This window comes from Stenotrophomonas sp. YJH_SMC_57 (assembly GCF_059369755.1).
In genome coordinates this window covers 296,451-314,421 of record NZ_JCAFSZ010000006.1, presented here as the reverse complement: position 1 = coordinate 314,421, position 17,971 = coordinate 296,451, and the positions used below count along the sequence as shown (strand labels likewise).

Annotated in this window: 17 protein-coding genes; 8 read left to right on the top strand and 9 right to left on the bottom strand. The window is 67.0% G+C overall.

Annotated features, from left to right (window positions below):
* Positions 1–2 precede the first annotated feature (2 nt).
* Genes AC5P7U_RS10470 through ccmA form a run of 6 tightly spaced genes read right to left on the bottom strand, consistent with a single transcriptional unit; the run spans position 3 to position 4,869 of the window.
* Positions 3–1,922, bottom strand: coding sequence for a heme lyase CcmF/NrfE family subunit (locus AC5P7U_RS10470; RefSeq protein WP_197565043.1), 1,920 nt, complete (start codon positions 1,920–1,922; stop codon positions 3–5).
* Positions 1,923–2,384 carry a cytochrome c maturation protein CcmE gene (gene ccmE, locus AC5P7U_RS10465; protein WP_006456687.1) on the bottom strand — a complete coding sequence of 154 codons (462 nt, stop codon included), beginning with the start codon at positions 2,382–2,384 and terminating at the stop codon, positions 1,923–1,925.
* Positions 2,381–2,569, bottom strand: a complete 189-nt coding sequence (gene ccmD / locus AC5P7U_RS10460; protein WP_005410342.1) for a heme exporter protein CcmD — start codon at positions 2,567–2,569, stop codon at positions 2,381–2,383. The genes ccmE and ccmD overlap by 4 nt, the downstream gene beginning before the upstream one ends.
* Entirely contained in the window at positions 2,566–3,336 is a 771-nt protein-coding gene (gene ccmC, locus AC5P7U_RS10455) for a heme ABC transporter permease CcmC (protein ID WP_006456618.1), read from the bottom strand. Before ccmC ends, ccmD begins: the two co-directional genes overlap by 4 nt.
* Before the next feature lie 43 nt (positions 3,337–3,379).
* The gene (gene ccmB, locus AC5P7U_RS10450; protein ID WP_006456616.1) at positions 3,380–4,075 is read right to left on the bottom strand and encodes a heme exporter protein CcmB; all 696 of its coding nucleotides are present in this window, start codon (positions 4,073–4,075) and stop codon (positions 3,380–3,382) included.
* Positions 4,072–4,869: a heme ABC exporter ATP-binding protein CcmA gene (gene ccmA / locus AC5P7U_RS10445; protein ID WP_006456614.1), complete on the bottom strand. Its 798-nt coding sequence runs from the start codon at positions 4,867–4,869 to the stop codon at positions 4,072–4,074. Before ccmA ends, ccmB begins: the two co-directional genes overlap by 4 nt.
* An 11-nt stretch (positions 4,870–4,880) precedes the next feature.
* Here ccmA and AC5P7U_RS10440 point away from each other — a divergent pair, with 11 nt between their 5' ends.
* Genes AC5P7U_RS10440 through AC5P7U_RS10430 form a run of 3 tightly spaced genes read left to right on the top strand, consistent with a single transcriptional unit; the run spans position 4,881 to position 7,316 of the window.
* Entirely contained in the window at positions 4,881–6,029 is a 1,149-nt protein-coding gene (locus AC5P7U_RS10440) for a pyridoxal phosphate-dependent aminotransferase (protein WP_005410338.1), read from the top strand.
* Between the two features lie 14 nt (positions 6,030–6,043).
* Positions 6,044–6,850, top strand: coding sequence for an amidohydrolase (locus AC5P7U_RS10435; RefSeq protein ID WP_495221056.1), 807 nt, complete (start codon positions 6,044–6,046; stop codon positions 6,848–6,850).
* A 28-nt stretch (positions 6,851–6,878) separates the two neighbouring features.
* Positions 6,879–7,316, top strand: coding sequence for a hypothetical protein (locus AC5P7U_RS10430; protein ID WP_197564172.1), 438 nt, complete (start codon positions 6,879–6,881; stop codon positions 7,314–7,316).
* Between the two features lie 107 nt (positions 7,317–7,423).
* On the opposite strand, the gene AC5P7U_RS10425 is transcribed toward AC5P7U_RS10430, so the two are convergent.
* Genes AC5P7U_RS10425 through AC5P7U_RS10415 form a run of 3 tightly spaced genes read right to left on the bottom strand, consistent with a single transcriptional unit; the run spans position 7,424 to position 10,845 of the window.
* Positions 7,424–9,058: a pseudouridine synthase gene (locus AC5P7U_RS10425; protein WP_164241226.1), complete on the bottom strand. Its 1,635-nt coding sequence runs from the start codon at positions 9,056–9,058 to the stop codon at positions 7,424–7,426.
* A complete protein-coding gene (scpB, locus tag AC5P7U_RS10420; protein ID WP_006456458.1) occupies positions 9,051–9,926 on the bottom strand; it encodes an SMC-Scp complex subunit ScpB in 876 nt (291 codons plus the stop codon). The genes AC5P7U_RS10425 and scpB overlap by 8 nt, the downstream gene beginning before the upstream one ends.
* A 13-nt stretch (positions 9,927–9,939) precedes the next feature.
* Positions 9,940–10,845: a segregation and condensation protein A gene (locus AC5P7U_RS10415; RefSeq protein WP_006456456.1), complete on the bottom strand. Its 906-nt coding sequence runs from the start codon at positions 10,843–10,845 to the stop codon at positions 9,940–9,942.
* 377 nt (positions 10,846–11,222) lie between these two features.
* Between AC5P7U_RS10415 and AC5P7U_RS10410 the strand changes: the two genes are divergently transcribed.
* From AC5P7U_RS10410 to AC5P7U_RS10390, 5 genes are all read left to right on the top strand, one after another.
* Entirely contained in the window at positions 11,223–11,522 is a 300-nt protein-coding gene (locus AC5P7U_RS10410) for a YciI family protein (protein ID WP_049456038.1), read from the top strand.
* Positions 11,519–11,794, top strand: a complete 276-nt coding sequence (locus AC5P7U_RS10405; RefSeq protein WP_006456455.1) for a BolA family protein — start codon at positions 11,519–11,521, stop codon at positions 11,792–11,794. Before AC5P7U_RS10410 ends, AC5P7U_RS10405 begins: the two co-directional genes overlap by 4 nt.
* Before the next feature lie 149 nt (positions 11,795–11,943).
* Complete coding sequence (locus tag AC5P7U_RS10400; RefSeq protein WP_006456453.1) at positions 11,944–12,981, top strand: LacI family DNA-binding transcriptional regulator; 1,038 nt, start codon at positions 11,944–11,946, stop codon at positions 12,979–12,981.
* Positions 12,982–13,057: 76 nt separating this feature from the next.
* Positions 13,058–16,114: a TonB-dependent receptor gene (locus tag AC5P7U_RS10395; RefSeq protein WP_006456451.1), complete on the top strand. Its 3,057-nt coding sequence runs from the start codon at positions 13,058–13,060 to the stop codon at positions 16,112–16,114.
* A gap of 250 nt (positions 16,115–16,364) precedes the next feature.
* The gene (locus AC5P7U_RS10390; RefSeq protein WP_495221055.1) at positions 16,365–17,969 is read left to right on the top strand and encodes a glucoamylase family protein; all 1,605 of its coding nucleotides are present in this window, start codon (positions 16,365–16,367) and stop codon (positions 17,967–17,969) included.
* The last annotated feature ends 2 nt before the right edge of the window (positions 17,970–17,971 follow it).

Genomic DNA, 17,971 nt, shown 5'->3' with positions numbered 1-17,971 from the left:
TCCTACGGACGACGGAAACGGCGGTCGGCGGCGGTGATGAATCCGCCCAGGGCCATCAGCAGCGCGCCCAGCCAGATCCAGCGCACGAACGGCTTGATGTGTACCCGTACCGCCCATGCATTGTTGCCCAGCGGCTCGCCCAATGCCACGTAGACATCACCGTCGAAGCGTGCATCGATGCCGGCCTCGGTCATCACCTGGCCGCCACTGGCGTACTGGCGCTTCTCCGGATGCAGCAACGCCAGCTCGCGGCCGTTGCGGAACACCCGCAGGTGGCCGCGGTCGGCGATGAAATTGGGGCCTTCGCGATGGTCCACGCCTTCGAAGCGCACCTCATGGCGGCCGACCACCAGCTGCTGGCCGGGCGCCAGCGCCACCTCGCGTTGCACGTTCAGCGCTTCCACCAGCAACGCGCCGGCCAGGAACACCGCGATGCCGGCATGGGCGACGATCATGCCGAGCATCTCGGCGGTGAAGCGGCCGTTGCCGCGCAGCCGCTGCCAGACGAAACGCGCGGTACCGAACCCGACCCAGGCCGCCGCGGCCACGCCGATGCCCGCCTTCCAGCCGTTCTGCGGCGCCTGCCACCAGGCCAGTGCGCCGAGCACGATGGCCAGTGCCAGCCACGGTGCCAGCAGCGCGAAGGCACGCGAGGGCTGGTCGCGCTGCCACTTCACCAGTGGGCCGAACGGCAGCAGCAGGATCATCGGTGCCATCAGCAGCAGGAACAGGCTGCCGAAGTAGGGCGGGCCGACCGAGATCTTGCCCAGCGACAGCGCATCGGCCAGCAGCGGGTACAGCGTGCCCAGCAGCACCATCGCGCAGGCGGTGGCCAGCAGCAGGTTGTTGGCCAGCAGCAGGGTTTCGCGCGAGGTGGCGGTGAAGCCACGGCGCGGATCGTCGGCGTCCACGCTCAGCTGGCTGGCGCGCAGCGCATACAGCAGCAGGCTGCCACCGACCAGCACTGACAGGAACACCAGGATGAACAGGCCGCGCGAAGGATCGGCGGCGAACGAATGCACGCTGGTCAGTACGCCGGAGCGCACCAGGAAGGTCCCCAGCAGGGACAGTGCGAAGGCGGCGATCGCCAGCAGCAGGGTCCAGCTGCCGAAGGTGCCGCGCTTCTCAGTTACCGCCTGCGAGTGGATCAGTGCCGCACCAACCAGCCACGGCATGAAGCTGGCGTTCTCCACCGGGTCCCAGAACCACCAGCCGCCCCAGCCCAGCTCGTAATAGGCCCACCAGCTGCCGAGCGCGATGCCCAGGGTCAGGAAACCCCAGGCGACGTTGGTCCAGGGCCGCGTCCAGCGCAGCCAGCGCGCGTCGACGCGGCCTTCCAGCAGCGCCGCCACCGCGAACGCGAACGGTACCGCGAAGCCGACGTAGCCCAGGTACAGCATCGGCGGATGGATGATCAGCCCCGGGTCCTGCAGCAGCGGATTGAGGTCGCGGCCTTCCAGCGGCGCCGGATTCAGGCGCAGGAACGGATTGGAGGTGAAGATCAGGAAGGCGAGGAAGCCGACACTGACCACACCCATCACCGCCAGTACGCGCGCCTGCACCGGTGCCGGCAGGTGCCGCGAGAACGCCGCCACTGCGCCGGTCCATAGCGCCAGTACCAGTGCCCACATCAGCAGCGAGCCTTCGTGCGCACCCCACACCGCCGAATAGCGGTAGATCATCGGCAGCAGCGAATTGGAGTTCTCGGCCACGTAGCGCACCGAGAAATCCTGCTGCACGAATGCGGCGGTGAGCACCGCGAACGCGCCGGCGACCAGCAGCAGCTGGGCGAAGGCGGCCGGTCGCGCCACCGCCATCCAGGCCGGGTTGTTGCGATGCGCGCCGACCAGCGGCAGGCCAGCCTGCAGCAGCGAGGCCAGCAACGCGCACAACAGCAGGATCTGACCCAGTTCGGGCAGCACTCAGCGCACCTCGGGTGCCGTCACCGGCACGTCGTGCTTGCGATGGGCATCGCCCATCTTGTCGGCCACTTCCTTCGGCACGTACTTCTCATCGTGCTTGGCCAGCACTTCGTCGGCGACGAAGACGCCGTCCTGCAGGCGGCCACTGGCAACCACTGCGGTGCCCTCGGCAAACATGTCCGGCAGGATCCGCGAGGTCGTCACCGGCAGCTGTGCATCGCCGTCGGTCACCTCGAAGCGCGCCTCCAGCGAGCCGACCGGGCGATTGAAGGAGCCTTTCACCACCATGCCACCGAGGCGGAAGCGCGACTGCGCATCGACATCGCCACGCAGCACTTCGGCGGGCGTGTACAGGTAGGCGATGTTGCGCTCCAGCGCCATCGCCACCAGCGCGGTGGCCAGGCCGGAGGCTAGCAGGGCCAGCAATACCCACACCAGGCGGCGACGCTGAACCGGGGTCATCGTTCCAGCTCCGTCGACAGCGGCGCGGCCGCATCCTGCCGGCCGGCACGGGTCTGCTGGCGCTGCTGCCGGGCCAGGGCCAACCGGCGCGCCACGCGCAGGCGCAGCCACGAGCCGATGGCATCGGCGCCAAGCACCAGCACGAACACCGCATAGGCGCCGATCACATAGGGCAGGTGGGTCATGGCTGGGCCTCCCGGGACGGGCGCGTGGCATCGACGCGACCGCCGACCCAGGCCTTGCCGGCCTCGCGGTCGAGGTTGTCGGCGCGCGCCTTGGCCAGTACCGAACCGGCGAACCAGAACTTGGTGCCGATCACCATCCACCACAGCGGCGCGATCATCGCGCTGCTGATCGCCGATTCACCGAACACGTTGATCGACTGGCGCTGGTGCAGGCCGCCCCACCAGTCCACTGAATAGCGGATCACCGGCAGCAGGCTGACGCCGACGATGGCCAGCAGGCCGGCCGCGCGTGCGGCGCTGCGGCGGTCCTCGATGGCGTGGTACAGGCCGATCACGCCCAGGTACAGGAACAGCAGCACCAGCTCGCTGGTCATGCGCGGGTCCCAGTCCCACCAGGTGCCCCAGGTGCCCTTGCCCCAGATGCTGCCGGTCAGCAGGGTGATCAGGGTAAAGCCGGCGCCCATCGGTGCGCAGGCCATGGCCAGGATCTCGCAGACCTTGATCCGCCAGATCAGGGCAATAGCGGCATACAGCGCCATCAGCGCGAACACGAACAGGCTCATCCAGGCACTGGGCACGTGGATGTAGAGGATGCGGAAGCTGTCCAACTGCTTGGCTTCCGGCGGCACCACCAGCAGCGCTTGCCACATGCCGACCAGCAGCACCGGAACCGCGGCGAGATAGAACACCCGCGACCAGCGGGCAGCGAATCGGTCGAACGTGGGGGGCGAACCGAGTTGGTGGAACCAGCGGACAATCGGATTCATGCGTGGCGGCTATCCAGCAGGGGTGGATTGGCTCTCAGCTCGGTCAACTCAGAGAAATACGTATTGCAGCAGCGGTGGCCAGCGGAGCCAGCACCAGCGCGACCAGCAGGCCGGCGCCCAGCATCAGCAGCGCACCGACCGGATCCTGTCCGCGTCCGGCTGCCGCCAGGCTGCCTGCGCCGAACACCAGCACCGGCACGTACAGCGGCAACGACAGCAACGCCACGAGAATACCAGAGCGTCGGATGCCTACGGTCAGCGCGGCGACCACGCCACCGATCAGGCTCAGCAACGGCGTTCCCAGCAGCAACGATGCCAGCAACATCGGCAGCTGGTCATGCGGCAGATGCAGCATTTCCGCCAGCAACGGGCTGACCACGATCAACGGCAGCGCGGTGGTGGCCCAATGCAGCAGCACGCGCACCAGCACCAGCCACGCCAACGGTACCGGCGCCAGCAGCCATTGCTCCAGCGAGCCGTCTTCGGCATCGGAACGGAACAGCGAATCCAGCGACAGCTGGCCGGCCAGCAGCACCGCCAGCCACAGCACCGCACCGGCGGTGGCGGCCAGCAGTTGCGGCTCGCGGCCCTGGGCCAATGCGAACAACACCACCACCAGCACGGCAAACAACAGCGGCTGCAGTGCATCGCCGCGACGGCGCCAGAGCAGGCGCAGGTCGCGCTTGAGCAGGGCGCCCGCGGTCTGCCACAGGCCTGGTTCGGTGCCGGGCGCGATCATGCGGCACCGCCGAGGTCGAGCTGGCGGGTGCGCACGGGCGGCGCGGCATAGGCGCCGTGGGTGGTGACCAGCGCCGCGCCACCGGCGCGCAGATGCGCCGAGATCATCCGGTTGACCAGGGTGATGCCCTCCAGGTCGAGGTTGGCGTAAGGTTCGTCGAGCAGCCACAGCGGTGCCGGCGACAGCCAGATGCGCGCGAGCGCCAACCGCCGCTTCTGCCCGGCGGACAGGTGACGGACCAGGGTGTCCTCGTAGCCGGCCAGGCCGACGATGGCCAGCGCGTTGCCGGGCATCTGCCGTGCACGGCGGCCGTGCAGGCCACACAGGAAGTGCAGGTTCTCCAGCGTATCGAGGTCCGGCTTCAAGGCCGGCAGGTGGCTGAGGTAGGCGACATAGCGCGCGCGCTCGGCAGTGCTGGCCGGCTTGCCGTCGATCCGCACCTGGCCGGCACCGGGCCGGGCCAGGCCGGCCAGCACGCGCAGCAGGGTGGTCTTGCCGGCGCCATTGCCGCCCTGCACCAACAGGGCTTCGCCGGCGTCCACGTGGAAATCCAGCGGGCCGAACACGGGCTCGTCATTGCGGGAGAAGCTCAGGCCGCTGGCGGCCAGCAATGCAGGGGTGTTCAAGGGGCAGGGATCTTCATGCCGGAGTGCGGCGGCAATTGTAGCGGCGAATGCCCGTGGTAGTGCCGGCCGCTGGCCGGCAATTCGCCATCTGCCAGCTGGGGTTGCCGGCCAGCGGCCGGCACTACCGCAGCGCGGATTGCGTAAACTCAGGAATCTCTCTCCTCCCATTCCCCAGGCCGATGCAACCGAACACCAAGCTGCCCAAGGTCGGTACCACGATCTTCACCGTGATGTCCCAGCTCGCCGCCGAACACGGCGCGGTCAACCTCGGCCAGGGCTTCCCGGACTTTTCCGCACCGCAGCGCCTGATTGATGAAACCGCCAGGGCGATGGCCGCCGGGCTGAACCAGTACCCGCCGATGACCGGCGTGGCGCCGCTGCGCCAGGCCATCGCGCAGAAGGCGCTGGACTGCTACGGCGCGCAGGTGGATGCCGACAGCGAGATCACCGTCACCAGCGGCGGCACCGAGGCCATCTTCAATGCCATCCACGCCGTGGTGCGTGCCGGCGAGGAAGTGATCGTGCTCGACCCGGCCTACGACTGCTACGAGCCGGCGATCGACCTGGCCGGCGCCAAGGCCGTGCATGTGTCGCTGGACCCGCAGACCTTCGCCGTCGATTGGGACCGCGTGCGTGCGGCGATCACCCCGCGCACCCGCATGCTGATCGTCAACACCCCGCACAACCCGTCCGGCGCGATGCTGTCGGCGCAGGACATGCAGGCGCTGGCCGAGCTGCTGCGCGGCACGCAGATCTACCTGATCTCCGATGAGGTGTACGAGCACATCATCTATGACGGTCGCCGCCACGAATCGGCGCTGCGCTACCCGGAACTGCGCGAGCGTGCGTTCGTGATCTCCAGCTTCGGCAAGACTTACCATTGCACCGGCTGGAAGATCGGTTATGCGATCGCGCCGCCGGCGTTGACCGCCGAGTTCCGCAAGGTGCACCAGTACAACACCTTCACCAGCTTCGGCCCGGCACAGTACGGTTTCGCCGCGATGATCCGTGACGAGCCCGAGCATCACCTGGAGCTGGGCGCGTTCTACCAGGCCAAGCGCGATCGCTTCCGCGAGCAGCTGGCCGGCACCCGGCTGAAGGCGCTGCCGGTGCCGGGCGGCTATTTCCAGCTGGTCGATTACTCGGCCATCAGCGACCTGCCGGACCATGAGTTCGTGAAGTGGCTGACCATCGAGAAGGGCGTCACCGCCATTCCGCTGTCGCCGTTCTACGAGAACCCGCCGGCCGGCCAGCGCCTGGTACGGCTGTGCTTCGCCAAGAATGAAGCGACGATGGACGCGGCGATCGAACGCCTGCGCCTGCTGTGAGTGGAGAGCTGAACATGCAGGACCTGCGCATTTCCCTCGTCCAGGGCGATACCCGCTGGCACGACCCGGCTGGCAACCGTGCCTATTACGGTGCGTTGCTGGCGCCGCTGGCAGGCACCACCGACCTGGTGGTCCTGCCGGAGACTTTCACCAGCGGCTTCTCCAACGAGGCCATCGCCCAGGCCGAAGGCATGGATGGCCCGACCGTGGCCTGGGTGCGTGAGCAGGCCAAGGCGTTGAACGCGGCGGTGATCGGCAGCGTGCAGCTGCGTGAGGGCGAGGGTGTCTACAACCGCCTGCTGTTTGCCACGCCGGACGGTGCACTGCAGTACTACGACAAGCGTCATCTGTTCCGTTACGGCGGTGAACACGAGCGCTATGCCGCCGGCCGCGAGCGCCTGAGCGTGGAGTGGAAGGGCTGGCGGATCAATCCGCAGGTCTGCTACGACCTGCGCTTCCCGGTGTTCTGCCGCAACCGCTACGACGTCGAGCGCCCCGGGCAGCTGGACTTCGACCTGCAGGTCTTCGTCGCCAACTGGCCGTCGGCGCGTGCCTACGCGTGGAAGACGCTGCTGCGCGCGCGGGCCATCGAGAACCTGTGCTTCGTGGCGGCGGTCAATCGCATCGGCGTGGACGGCAACCAGTTGCATTACGCCGGCGACAGCGCCGTGATCGATTTCCTCGGCCAGCCGCAGGTCGAAATCCGCGAACGCGAGCAGGTGGTGACCACCACGATCTCGGCCGAGGCGCTGGCCGCGCACCGCGCACGCTTCCCGGCGATGCTCGATGCCGATGCCTTCCACCTGGACGAGCGCGCCTGAGCGCCGCCTTTTCCCACCGGATGACACCATGAAGTTCCCCCTGCTGCTGGCCCTGGGCCTGCTCGCCACCGCGCTGACCGCTCCTGCAGCGCAGGCGGCCGGCAACATCGACTGCGACCTGCGCTACAACCTGTCCGGCTGGTCGCTGTTCTACAAGACCGCCTCGGGCACCGGCACCATCCAGTGCACCAACGGCGCGCGCATTCCGGTGCGCATCAAGGTCACCGGCGGTGGCCTGACCGTTGGCAAATCGAAGATCGTCGACGGCAAGGGCCGCTTCACCGGTGCCTATTCGCTGGACGACCTGCTCGGCAAGTACGTGGCGCTGGGGGCGCACGCCGGCGCGATCCGCTCCGGTGGCGCCGTGGCGATGACCAAGGGCGACGTGTCGCTGGCACTGGCCGGTAGCGGCCGTGGCTGGGACCTGGGCGTGGACGGTTCCTCGTTCGTGATCCGGCGCCGCTGAACCCGCGAAAAGGGGACGGAGGGAATTAAGTCGCTTTTGCCGTTCGGCGCGCACTAACGAAAAACCCCGGCCGGAGCCGGGGTTTCTCATTTCAAGCGTATCGGCGATCAGCCGCCGCGCGGGCCGCTGCGGCGCGGGCCGCCCGGACCACGGTTGCCGCCGGGGCCACCCGGGCCACGGTTGCCACCCGGACCACCGGGACCACGGTTACCGCCCGGGCCACGGTTGCCGCCGCCCGGACCACGGCCGCCGGGACGGGCACCGTGTGCCGGCTTCGGGCTGCCATACGGGTTGAAGCCCGGGGTCGCGTGGTCGGACGGGAAGCTGGGGGCATTGCCCGGATGGCCGTACGGGTGCTTGTTGCCCTGGCCCTGCGAGCGGTTGCCCGCGCCGGCCGGACGACCCTGGCCGCCTGCGCCGCCACGGCCTTCACCACCGAAACCGCCACGGCCCTGGCCGCCACCGGCGCCTGCGCCCGGACCCTTCGGCTTGCCGTATGGACGGCCCTGGCCGCCTGCACCCGGACCACGGGCACCCGGGCCACGTGCGCCCGGACCAGCGTTGCGATGGCCGCTCGGGCCGGTGCTCACGCCATCCGGCACGTACCAGGTGCGGAACGCCGCCGGATTGCCTTCCGGCAGCGAACGGTCGTTCTTCTGCGCGCGCTGCTTGAACGGCTTCTGCGACTGCTTGGCCGCGGCTTCACCGCTGACCGTCAGGCCGCCCTTGAAACCGCCGCCCTTGCCGCCGCGACCACGGCCGCGATCTTCGCGCACGTTGTCGAAGCGACGCAGCTCGCGGCCTTCATCAGCGGTGTTGTGGCCGTTGACGTAGGCATTGCCACGGCCACCCTCGCGCACGCGCACGGTGGTCTTGGCGGCGCGGCGCTGGCCGATCACCGGCTGCAGGGTCAGCGCCGACGGCGCGCCTTCTTCCAGCTTCAGCTGCGCGCGCAGGGCTTCCACCTGGGCGGTACCCAGTTCCACCGAATGGCCGCGGGCCAGTTCGCGCGGCAGGCTGACCTTGCCGTAGCGGGTGCGCTTCAGGCGGCTGACCTGGCAGCCCTGCGATTCCCACAGGCGGCGCACTTCGCGGTTGCGGCCTTCCTTCACCACGACGCGGAACCAGTCGTGCGAATCCGTGCCGCCGATGCGCTCGATCTCGTCGAACTTGGCCGGGCCGTCTTCCAGCGCAACGCCGCGGGAGAGGCGGTCGACGATGGCGTCGGAGACCTTTTCCTCGCCTTCCGGGGCGCGCACGCGCACCACGTACTCGCGCTCGACCTCGAACGACGGGTGCATCATGGCGTTGGCCAGCTCACCGTCGGTGGTGGCCAGCAGCAGGCCGGTGGTGTTGATGTCGAGGCGGCCGATCGCGATCCAGCGCGCGCCCTTCAGCGGCGGCAGCGATTCGAATACGGTCGGTCGGCCTTCGGGGTCTTCGCGGGTGGTCACTTCGCCTTCCGGCTTGTTGTAGACCAGCACGCGCGAGGGTTCGGCCAGGGCGGTGGCGACGAAGCCGCGGCCGTCCAGCTCGATCTTGTCGCCGCTCTTGACCGACATGCCGGTCTGCGCGACTTCACCATTGACCTTGACCAGGCCTTCGGCGATGCGCTGTTCCAGCGCACGACGCGAGCCAAGGCCGGCCTGCGCCAGCACCTTGTGCAGGCGCTCTTCCAGCTTGAACTGTTCGGAGGTGGCTTCGCGCTTCAGCGAGAGCTTGTTACGAGGGGTGTCACTCATCAGTTTTGCTCCGGCCGACGGTTTCGAGGTCGGCCTCTGGTTCGGAATCGGCTTGGTCAACAGCCACGGTCGTCATCGCGACGGCGTTGTCTTCGCGTTCGTTCAGGGTCACCGCGCGCTCGCCCGGCGCGGAATCGGGATGCCCATCATCGAAGGGCGAAGGTGCTTGCTCATCGGAGGCCGAGGCAGGGGCTGCATCGGCGGAATCGGGGGTGTCACTGCCGGCACTGCCAGCATCATCGTTTGCGGCAGCGCCATCGGCGCCGGCCGAGATGTCCGGACCGTCAGCACCGGCGGCGGCCGGTACGTCGCGGTCCAGGGCCAGCTGGGGGTCCAGCTCGCCCAGGTCCTTCAGTTCAGACAACGGCGGCAGTTCGTCCAGGCGCTTCAGGCCGAAGTAGTCCAGGAAGCCCTTGGTGGTGCCGAACAGGGCCGGCTTGCCGGGTACGTCGCGGTGGCCGACCACGCGGATCCACTCGCGCTCTTCCAGCGCCTGGATGATGTTGCTGCTGACCGCCACGCCACGCACCTGCTCGATCTCGCCGCGGGTGATCGGCTGCCGGTAGGCGATCAGCGCCAGGGTTTCCAGGGTGGCGCGGGTGTAGCGGGTCTTGCGTTCGGTCCACAACCGGCTGATCCAGCCATGCACTTCGCCGGTCACCTGGTAGCGGAAGCCGGAGGCGACTTCGACCAGTTCCACGCCGCGGCCTGCGCAGGCTTCCCGCAGGCGTTCCAGCGCCCGTTCGATGCTGCCCGGCGGTGCCGGTTCCTCTTCCGGGAACAGGTCCTTCAGCTGGGCCAGGGTGAGCGGCTGGCTGGAGGCCAGCAGGGCACCCTCGACAATGCGGTCGATCAGCGATTGATCCATCGGCAGTCAGCGCTCACTCGTCCGCATTGGCGGCGTCGTTGTCGTCGAACTCGCTGCTGAACTGCAGCGGGGCATTGGTGTTGCCGGCCGCCAGCGACTTCACGTAGATCGGCGCCAGCGGCTCTTCCTGGACGATGTCCAGCAGCTGTTCCTTGGCCAGTTCCAGCACCGCCAGGAACGTGACCAGCACGCCCAGCTTGCCTTCTTCAGCGGTGAACAGCCCTTCAAAACGATAGAACTTGCCATCTTCAAGCCGGCCGAGCACTTCGCCCATGCGTTGCCGCACGCTCAGCGCCTCGCGCTTGATGGCGTGGCCGCTGAACAGCTCGGCGCGCTTGAGCACGTCGTGCAGCGCCAGCAGCATTTCCTTCAGGTCCACCGGCGGCGGCAGCTTCACCGTAGCGCGTTCGGGCATGAAGGCGTGTGCCAGGCTGGTGTCGCGGTCCTGGCGGGGCAGGGCGTCGATGTCCTCGGCGGCCTGCTTGAAACGTTCGTACTCCTGCAGGCGGCGCACCAGTTCGGCGCGCGGGTCGGCTTCGTCGCCTTCCTCGCTTACCGGGCGCGGCAGCAGCATGCGCGACTTCACCTCGGCCAGGATCGCGGCCATCACCAGGTATTCGGCAGCAAGCTCGAAGCGCAGCTCGCGCATCACGGTGATGTATTCCACGTACTGCCGGGTGATCTCGGCCACGGGGATGTCCAGCACGTCCAGGTTCTGCCGGCGGATCAGGTACAGCAGCAGGTCCAGCGGGCCTTCGAAGGCATCCAGGATGACTTCCAGCGCGTCCGGCGGAATGTACAGGTCCTGCGGAATCTGCAGGACCGGTTGCCCATGCACCACGGCCAGCGGCATTTCCTGCTGCTGGGGGGCGGGCGGCCGGGTTGGCGGGTTCGCGTCGAGCGCGAGTTCGGAAGTCATCTAATGGACATCAGGATTGCAACGGACCAGTCGCGGCACCAGGATCGCCGGGCCATCGCCACGGAGCCCCAGGGCACCAGACACGCCGGGATCGGCGCGATTCCACACATATCAAACAGCAGGACGCGCCGCAGGGAACGGCAGCGACAGAACTACGGGGAGGTCGTCTACGTGGCCCGGCCAGGTGGTCCGGTTTTGAAGCAGCGGGACGGTCGTCGGGGGCTGCGTTGGCCGCAAAAACCGACGGGCTGCTGCATCCAGCCACGTGCAATGGAGTCTAGGGTAAGCCTTTGTCGCGCCAGTGTCCAGCCGGGCCGGGGGCAGCGGCCGCATTGGCTAGAATCTGCGCACCCGACAACGCAAGCGAGGAAATGCCGGTGTGGTATGTGATCGAAGGGTATGACGGCCAGGATGTGCTGGCGCAGCGGCTGCAGGCGCGGCCGGAACACCTGGCGCGGCTGCACGCGCTGCGTGACGAGGGGCGCCTGCTGCTGGCCGGCCCGTGCCCGGCGGTGGACAGTGAAGACCCGGGCCCGGCCGGTTTCAGTGGTTCGGTGGTGATCGCGCAGTTCGAATCGCTGGTACAGGCCCAGGCCTGGGCCGATGCCGACCCGTACGTGGCCGCAGGCGTCTACACCCGCGTGCAGGTGCGTCCGTTCCGCAAGGTCCTGCCGTGAACGCGGAACGGATCGCACGGATGCGTGATGCGCTGCAACAGGCACTGGCCCCGAGCGTGCTCGAGATCGAGGACGACAGTCATCGCCATGCCGGGCATGCCGGCGCGCGCGACGGGCGCGGCCATTTCAACGTGCATGTGGTGAGTGAACGCTTCGCCGGACTGGGCCCGCTGGCCCGGCATCGCGCGGTCTACGCCGCGCTGGGGTCGATGATGGACACCGATATCCACGCCTTGTCCATCCGCGCACAGACCCCGTCAGAACAGGGCTGAGCCCTTGTCCCGCACTGTCCTGGCCGGTCCCTGCGGGGCCCCGCCATGGACAGATTTCCATGTCCATTTCAGGACATTCGCCTAACGGACTGTTTACAAGCCCAGATGGAAACGCTTACATTCCGCGCCAATGCTGGTAGGTCCAAGCCGTGGAGGGCGGCTTCGTGAACAAGGCAGCTATCACAATCAAAGACGTCGCTCGCGAAGCCCGGGTCTCCGTGGCCACGGTTTCCCGCGCGCTCAACGGGCATGAAAATGTCGCCGAACCGGTCCGCCAGCTTGTGCTGGAGGTGGCCGCACGGCTGCGTTACACCCCGCACGCCGCCGCCCGCAGCCTGAGCAGCCGCCGCACCAATACGGTGGGCGTGGTGCTTCCGGACCTGTACGGCGAATTCTTCTCCGAGCTGATGCGCGGCATCGACAACGTTGCCCGCAACCGCCGCCAGCACCTGCTGGTGTCCAGCTACCACGGTGACCAGGAGCAGCAGGGCGCGGCCCTGCGTGCCATGCGCGGCCGCGTCGACGGCCTGCTGGTGCTGTCGCCCTATGCCGAGAGCCCGGGCTTCCTGACCGACAACCTGCCGCAGTCGCTGCCGACGGTGCTGATCAACACCTATCTGCCCGGGCAGGACCACCCGGTGCTGAGCATCGACGACCATGCCGGCGCGATGGCGATGACCCGCCACCTGCTGGATGCCGGTCACCGCCGCATCGCGTTCATTTCTGGCCCGGACCTCAACTTCGACGCGCGCGAGCGCCTGCGCGGCTTCCGTGACGCGCTGGCCGCATTCGGCAGTGGCGCCGAGGGCATCGAGCTGCCCGGTGATTTCGACGAAGCTTCCGGCCATCGCGCCGGTCAGGAGTTGCTGGCAGCCGGAGCGCTGCCCGATGCCGTGTTCGCCGCCAACGACATGATGGCCCTGGGTTGCCTGTATGCGTTCACGCAGGCAGGGGTCCATGTGCCGTCCGATGTCGCCCTGGCGGGTTTCGATGACATTCCACTGGCGCGTTTCGTCCACCCGTCGCTGACCACCATGCAGGTCAGCATCGCCGAGCTCGGCGATCGGGCCATGACGCGCCTGATGCAGTTGATGGACGGCACCTCCACGGACGGGACAGGGGACAAGCAGACCCTGGTTCCCCGCTTGATAGTTCGCGATTCCACCACTCCGCCATCCGGCCGTTGAAGCCAGAGGCGTTCCTTCTTTTTTGATTGATCGCAGGGACCGCGCAAGCGGTCACCGCCACCCGGAGATTGAGTTGATGATGCACACCACCTTCCGCACGCCGGCACGCCGGCTGCTGAGCACCGCACTGGTCAGCTGCCTGATGCTGGCCGCCGCTCCGAACGTCATGGCGCAGTCGGCCAATGCCAGCCTTCGTGGCCAGGTGGCCGGCGCCCAGGCAGGTACCGAAGTCACCGCCACCAACGTGGCCACCGGCACCGTCCGCCGCGGCACCATCCGTGCCGACGGCAGCTACTCGCTGATGGGCCTGGACCCGGGCACCTATGACGTGGTCGCCAATGGCCAGTCGCAGAAGGTCACCGTCACCGTGGCCTCGACCGCCACCCTGAACTTCGCCGGTGCGGCCAGCAGCACCCCGGGTTCGACCGCCGCGACCAACCTCGACACCGTCAACGTCGTCGCACCGACCCTGCTGCAGGAAGTGCGCACCTCCGAAGTCGGCAAGACCGTCAGCCTGCAGCAGATCCAGACCACCCCGCAGGTCTCGCGCAACTTCCTGGAGTTCGCCGACGCGGTGCCGGGCCTGATCTTCACCCGTGATGCCAAGGGCAACACCTCGCTGCGCGGTGGTGCCACCAATGCCGATGGCACCAATGTGTACATCGACGGTGTGGGCCAGAAGAGCTACGTGAAGGGCGGCGGCGTCGCCGGCCAGTCCGGCAGCGCCGGCAATCCGTTCCCGCAGCTGGCCATTGGCGAGTACAAGGTCATCAGCGGCAACTACAAGGCCGAGTACGGCCAGGTGTCCAGTGCTGCCGTCACCGCCGCGACCAAGTCGGGTACCAACGAGTTCAAGGGTGAAGCCTTCTACCGTTACACCAACGACAGCATGCGCGCGATGACCCCGGCCGAACGCCAGCCGAACAAGGGCAAGGAGGATTCGGCCGAGAAGGAATACGGCTTCGCGCTGGGTGGCCCGATCATCCAGGACAAGGCCCACTTCTTCGTGACCTATGAAGCCAAGCGCTTCGACCTGCCGGTCACCATCGCGCCGGATGGCGCGGTCACCGCGGCCGCCGGTCTGCTGCCGCCTGCCGGCGCCGCCGGCCTCGGCCCGGCCAGCCAGCCGTTCCAGCAGGACCTGATCTTCGGCAAGATCGACTTCGAGCCGACCGACAATGATCGCATCGAGCTGACTTTCCAGGACCGTGACGAAACCCAGTCTCAGTTCAGTGGCCAGACCTCGCCGGAAGCCGGCCGCGAAGTGGTCAACACCGACCGTCGTTACGCCCTGCGCTGGAACCACAGCGGTGAGCGCTACTACAACGAGTTGATGGTTACTCACGAAGATTCGTTCAACAATCCGACCCCGCTGACGCTGGCCAACGGCATCACCTACACCGCGCCGGACGGTCCCGAAGACCGCACCGTGGTGAAGATCGGTGGCGCCTCGGCACTGGATTCGCAGGTGAAGGGCCAGAAGGGCTGGTCGATCGAAGACAACCTGACCCTGGATGGCATCCAGTGGGCCGGCGACCACACCATCAAGATGGGCGTGAAGTACAAGCAGATCGACCTGTACGCCTCCGATGCGGCACAGATCAACCCGACCTTCACCTATTCCCTGGGCGATCCGGACTTCCCGGATTCGATTCCGTACAAGGCGCAGTTCGTCAAGCCGGTGACCGGCGTGTCGGGGGTGTCCGGCGAAGTCCGTTCGAAGTCCAAGCAGTACGGCGTGTTCATCCAGGACGACTGGCAGGTCAACGACCACCTGCAGCTGAACATCGGCCTGCGCTGGGACTACGAAAAGACTCCGACCTACCTGAACTTCGTGACTCCGCAGCAGGTGGTCGACGCCATCTATTCGCAGGATCCGCGTGCGCCTGCCGGCCAGACCTACGCCGATTCGCTGGCGCTGGGTGGCCTGGACATCAGCGACTACATCAGCAACGGCCATAACCGCAAAGCGTTCAAGGATGCCTGGCAGCCGCGCCTGGGCTTCTCGTATGACATCAATGCCGACGAGCAGCATGTGATCCATGGCGGTGCCGGCCGTTCCTACGACCGTGACCTGTTCGACAACCTGCAGCTGGAAACCACCAAGCTGGCCCTGCCGCAGCCGACCATCTACTTCCGCAACCCGGCCACCGGTACCTGCATCAACGGCCAGGCCGCCTGCTATGACTGGAACCCGAACCTGCTCAACGGCATCGGCAACCTGCAGTCACTGGTCGGCGCGACCAGCAACGCCGGACTGGAAGTCGACCTGCTGAACAACAAGCTGAAGGCGCCGTACTCGGACCAGTTCAGCCTGGGCATGAGCAACCGGATCGGCGAGTGGCTGACCGATGCCACCATCGCCCGTACCCTGAGCTACGACGGCTTTGCCTTCACCCTGGGTAACCGTTACCCGACCGGCCAGTTCTTCGATGATCCGCGCCTGTGTGGCGGCACCGATCCGGGCCTGAGCCAGGCGTGGAGCTGCAACGTGCCGGGCTTCGGCAGCCTGATCATTGGCCAGCAGGGCATCAAGACCCGTGCCACCCAGGTGCTGCTGTCGGCGCAGAAGCCGTTCACCAAGGAAAGTGGCTGGGGCACCTCGATCGCCTACACCTGGACCACCGCCCGCCACAACCGCGACATCAACGAGAAGTACGCGTTTGACCGCGGCCTGATCGGTGACTACCCGACCATCCGCTCCAACGGCGCGCCGCGCCACCGCCTGGTGGTGACCGGTTCGTACGCGGGCTTCTGGGGCATCACCTTCGGCGGCAAGATCACCCTGGCAACCCCGACTGCCGTCAACGACTGGTACCCGGTGATGCAGGCCAGCGGCTACACCCTGCCGACTCCGCAGGCGGCTGTGCCCAACGCCACCGGCAAGTTCCTGGTGGGTGGCAAGATCTTCGGCTACCGTTCGGTTGACCTGCAGGCGACGAAGACGTTCAAGATGCCGGGCGATACCGAGCTGTACGCGCGTATCGACATCATCAACGTGTTCAACTTCGATAACTTCTCCACCTACAACTACGTCAAGACCAACGGCAAGCTGCAGGCGAGCTACAACGAGACCGGCGAAATCATCGGTACGCCGCGTCAGATCAAGGCCGAAGTGGGCTTCCGCTTCTAAGCCCGGATGTAGATGCACGACCCGATGCCGCCGGTTCACCGGCGGCATCGGCTGAAGGGATGCATGGCAATGGCCGGCCGCGTGCCGGTCGATTGCCCACGCCGCTGCCGGGCAGGGGGCAGCGGCGTGGGCAATGATCGCGGTGTCAAACCACGTTTTTCGTGGTTTTTTAAGAACGCACCTTGTAAACGATTTCAGATCATTGGACGTTATGCTTTCCCATCGATCAGACCACCGGAGGAACCGCGCCATGCAGGCACGCCATCTGTTGTCCGCCGCAGCGTTGAGCCTGGCCGTGGCCGCCTGCCAGCCGGCCCAGCAGGAGCCTGCCAAGCCGCGCCCGCCGGTGATCCTGATCGAGGCCGACGCACCGCCGCGGCCGATGAAGCCGGAGCTGCCGCCGCTGTTCGACGACATCGAGCGCCGCACCTTCCAGTTCTTCTGGGACACCACCAACGAGATCAACGGCCTGACCCCGGACCGCTATCCGTCGCGGCCGTTCGCCAGCATCGCCTCGGTCGGCTTCGCGCTGACCGCCTATCCGATCGGCATCGAGAACGGCTGGGTCAGCCGCAACCAGGCGATCGAGCGCACCCTGACCACGCTGAAGTTCTTCCGCGAAGTGCCGATGGGGCCGCAGCGCACCGGCAAGGCCGGCTACAAGGGCTTCTACTACCACTTCCTGGACATGCAGGAAGGCCGTCGCTACGACAGCTGGGTCGAGCTTTCGTCGGTGGATACCGCGTTGCTGATGATGGGCGTGCTGTTCGCGCAGTCGTACTACGATGGCGACGATCCGCGCGAGAAGGAAATCCGCCAGATCGCCGACACGCTGTACAGGAAGATCGACTGGCCGTGGCTGCAGCAGCGTGCACCGCTGATCTCGATGGGCTGGTTCCCCGAGAGCGGCTTCATCGACCACGACTGGATGGGCTACAACGAAGCGATGATGGTCTACATCCTTGCTTTGGGCTCGCCGACGCACCCGGTGAGCCCGGATGCCTGGACGGTATGGACGCGGACCTACGACAACGACTGGGGTGTCTACCAGGGCCAGGAATACCTGTCCTTCGGCCCGCTGTTCGGCCACCAGTACAGCCACGTCTGGATCGACTTCCGTGACATCCAGGACGCGTACATGCGCGAGCGCGGCAGCACCTATTTCCTCAACAGCCGTTCGGCCGCGCTGGCCCAGCGTGAGTACGCCATCGCCAACCCGATGCAGTGGAAGGACTATGGCGAGAACGTGTGGGGTTTGACCGCCAGCGACGGCCCGCAGAACACCACCCAGGAATACCGCGGCGAGCAGCGCCAGTTCCGCCATTACTCTTCGCGCGGCGCCGGCCTGCGCGAGAACTTCGATGACGGCACCATTGCGCCGACCGCCGCAATCGCATCGGTGGTGTTCGCGCCCGAGCAGGTGATCCCGGCCACGCTGGAGATGCACAAGCGCTATGGCGACTACATCTATTCCAGCTATGGCTTCCTGGATTCGTTCAATCCCAGCTTCAACTACGACATTCCAATCAAGACCGGTCGCCTGGTGCCGGATCGTGGCTGGGTCGCCAGCGACTACATCGCCATCGACCAGGGCCCGATCCTGACCATGATCGCCAACTACCGGAATGATTTCGTCTGGGAAGTGATGAAGAAGAACCCGTACATCCGCAAGGGACTGGAGCGGGCCGGGTTCAGTGGTGGCTGGCTGGCGCCGGAAGGCTCGTTCCAGCCGCTTGAACTGCAGAAGGACGAAAAGGCCGCGGCGGCACGCGCGGTGGGTATCGCCGAATCACGCGCGGCTGCCGCGCAGGAACAGAAGAACAATGCCAACCGCACCACAGGCCAGGGCAAGTAACC

Excerpts from the sequence above, each read along its gene's own strand:
- AC5P7U_RS10415 (WP_006456456.1), bottom strand. The coding sequence starts at position 10,845 with ATGACTTCCGAACTCGCGCTCGACGCGAACCCGCCAACCCGGCCGCCC.
- AC5P7U_RS10425 (WP_164241226.1), bottom strand. The coding sequence starts at position 9,058 with ATGAGTGACACCCCTCGTAACAAGCTCTCGCTGAAGCGCGAAGCCACC.
- AC5P7U_RS10435 (WP_495221056.1), top strand. The coding sequence starts at position 6,044 with ATGCAGGACCTGCGCATTTCCCTCGTCCAGGGCGATACCCGCTGGCAC.
- ccmE (WP_006456687.1), bottom strand. The coding sequence starts at position 2,384 with ATGACCCCGGTTCAGCGTCGCCGCCTGGTGTGGGTATTGCTGGCCCTG.
- AC5P7U_RS10395 (WP_006456451.1), top strand. The coding sequence starts at position 13,058 with ATGATGCACACCACCTTCCGCACGCCGGCACGCCGGCTGCTGAGCACC.
- AC5P7U_RS10430 (WP_197564172.1), top strand. The coding sequence starts at position 6,879 with ATGAAGTTCCCCCTGCTGCTGGCCCTGGGCCTGCTCGCCACCGCGCTG.
- scpB (WP_006456458.1), bottom strand. The coding sequence starts at position 9,926 with ATGGATCAATCGCTGATCGACCGCATTGTCGAGGGTGCCCTGCTGGCC.
- ccmC (WP_006456618.1), bottom strand. The coding sequence starts at position 3,336 with ATGAATCCGATTGTCCGCTGGTTCCACCAACTCGGTTCGCCCCCCACG.
- AC5P7U_RS10390 (WP_495221055.1), top strand. The coding sequence starts at position 16,365 with ATGCAGGCACGCCATCTGTTGTCCGCCGCAGCGTTGAGCCTGGCCGTG.
- ccmA (WP_006456614.1), bottom strand. The coding sequence starts at position 4,869 with ATGGGAGGAGAGAGATTCCTGAGTTTACGCAATCCGCGCTGCGGTAGT.
- AC5P7U_RS10440 (WP_005410338.1), top strand. The coding sequence starts at position 4,881 with ATGCAACCGAACACCAAGCTGCCCAAGGTCGGTACCACGATCTTCACC.
- ccmD (WP_005410342.1), bottom strand. The coding sequence starts at position 2,569 with ATGACCCACCTGCCCTATGTGATCGGCGCCTATGCGGTGTTCGTGCTG.
- ccmB (WP_006456616.1), bottom strand. The coding sequence starts at position 4,075 with ATGATCGCGCCCGGCACCGAACCAGGCCTGTGGCAGACCGCGGGCGCC.